The 1,861-nt window shown below is 53.1% G+C and carries 2 protein-coding genes; both read left to right on the top strand.

The genetic code is table 11. From position 1 onward, the window contains the following. Positions 1 to 321: 321 nt before the first annotated feature. A complete protein-coding gene (locus A3A5_RS0119240) occupies positions 322 to 1,080 on the top strand; it encodes a type II toxin-antitoxin system MqsA family antitoxin (RefSeq protein ID WP_018312162.1) in 759 nt (252 codons plus the stop codon). A 48-nt stretch (positions 1,081 to 1,128) separates the two neighbouring features. Further along, positions 1,129 to 1,608, top strand: coding sequence for a protein-export chaperone SecB (locus A3A5_RS41880; protein ID WP_232431390.1), 480 nt, complete (start codon positions 1,129 to 1,131; stop codon positions 1,606 to 1,608). Positions 1,609 to 1,861 lie beyond the last annotated feature (253 nt).

Raw genomic sequence — 1,861 nt, 5'->3', positions numbered from 1 at the left:
TCTCGCGATGTTCGCGGGGATGTTCGTGAAATCGTTCTCAACGTACGCGAGACAAACTCACCCTGTTGGACCTCAAATTGAGCGCGACGTAACACTCTGGTCCAGGACGCTGTCCGGTGGGGCACTTTCAAGGGTTCTGAATGGTGCGAGAAGCAGCCGGGTGGGCCTTGGGCGGCATGTGATGTCTATGTACTGATTCGCCAGGAATGGAATAAGTACGCCTACAAAGACATTACTCAGGAGTACTACGTCAAGCTAGCCATCAATCGTACTGGCAAGCTGATCCTACTCGTATCAATGCATCAGTAACGGGAGATCCTAATGACTACGCATGTTCTCTGCGATGTGTGCGGGGAAGGCCATGTCGCGTCCGTGTATGGACAAAATGAGATCGAGCACAAGGGCGCAACGTTCTCTGTGCCATTTGTCATGTCACACTGTGAGGTGTGTGGCAGTGACTACGCATCAGCGTCTGACATGCGTCAGAACAAGCGCGCGGTAGTGGAGCTTCGTAAAAAGCTAGAGTGTCTTCTGACGGGGCAAGCGGTTCATGCCATCCGTGTCGGCGCAGGCCTGAAGAAGGTACAGGCAGTAAAAATATTCGGTGGTGGGCCGGTCGCCTTTTCGAAGTACGAAGCGGATGATGTGACCCAATCCGCGTCAATGGACAAACTCATCCGCGTAGCTGCACAGGTCCCGTCTGCATTGGCATGGCTTGCTCATGCGGCAGGTGAGGAAGAGGTTGCGACGGCGATCTGTTCCAGGGAAGTGTCCCGAATCTCTACCATCCTGGAAGTGGATGGAGTGTTAAAGGACGCCCGACGTGTGGTTCACGCGGTCCTCAAACATACGCTGTTAGATTCCCCCGTTTCCTGTTACTCGAAGGTCTTTGTATCCGAGAGTAGCGAAGAGGATGAACTTGCAGTTGATGTGCAGACAGGCGGGACAGTGCATAGTATGGCCCGCTTTGTTCAGCGCAAGAATTCCGCCTACGAAATGTCGCTCGATTATGACGCTCCAGCTTCGAACTTGCCTTCGGCACTGAAGAGCTTGCAGAGCTATAAGTTAGAAGCAGCCTAAGGTATGAGACCGAGTCCATTAAAGCTCAATTCGCTCAGATTCTTGCACGTGAGCGTCTACCCCAGAAATGAGCCTGAGACACTGGATCCAGTAGAGAACCCCGCGCCAATTGATACCTGGGGAGCGAATATTCATTGTTCCCTTACCCATGCCGAAGCTGATAAGGAAGAAGGGGGAGAGGTCCGCGACTATATGGTTGCGTTAGGGATTCAAGTCAGTGACGGCCCGGAGAAAGTAGTTCCTTACAAGATTGATGTCGAATGTGTGGGATATTTCTCGATACCAAATGGGTTCCCTGACGCGGCAGAACGTCTCGAAATCGCTGTTGTGAATGGTGCGTCTTTGCTCTATGGTGCGATCAGAGAGCAAGTCGCAACCGTTACAAGTCGGTGTTGGTACGGTGAGCTACGATTGCCATCGCTGAATTTTCGAGAGGATGGCCCAGCGGCTCGCGCTGCGGCAGAGGCGAAGCGGCGCGCGGCGGAAGAAAAGAACGATGCAACTCAACCATCTGCCGATCCAGAGTGATGTAACTTTGCATCGTGTCTTGACTCGATGCGCACTGTAGCTAAAGCGGCCCGCAATGATGCGGGCCGTTTGCATTTCTTGGTGCTTGGTCCCCCAAGCGATCAGCTATGGCAGAACGAACAGAAATTAGCAGTTCCTACGGCTTTGAACGATTACGTTTAGAGGTGGCACCGTTTGTTCGGACAGGGATCCGGAGTTTTTAAGTGGAAGCGCTGGGGCAGTCAGGCTGCCGATTTGATCGCTGGCAGCGTGG

Source organism: Cupriavidus sp. UYPR2.512 (assembly GCF_000379565.1).
In the GTDB taxonomy this organism is placed as follows: domain Bacteria; phylum Pseudomonadota; class Gammaproteobacteria; order Burkholderiales; family Burkholderiaceae; genus Cupriavidus.
This window is presented reverse-complemented; position numbering and strand designations above follow the sequence as displayed.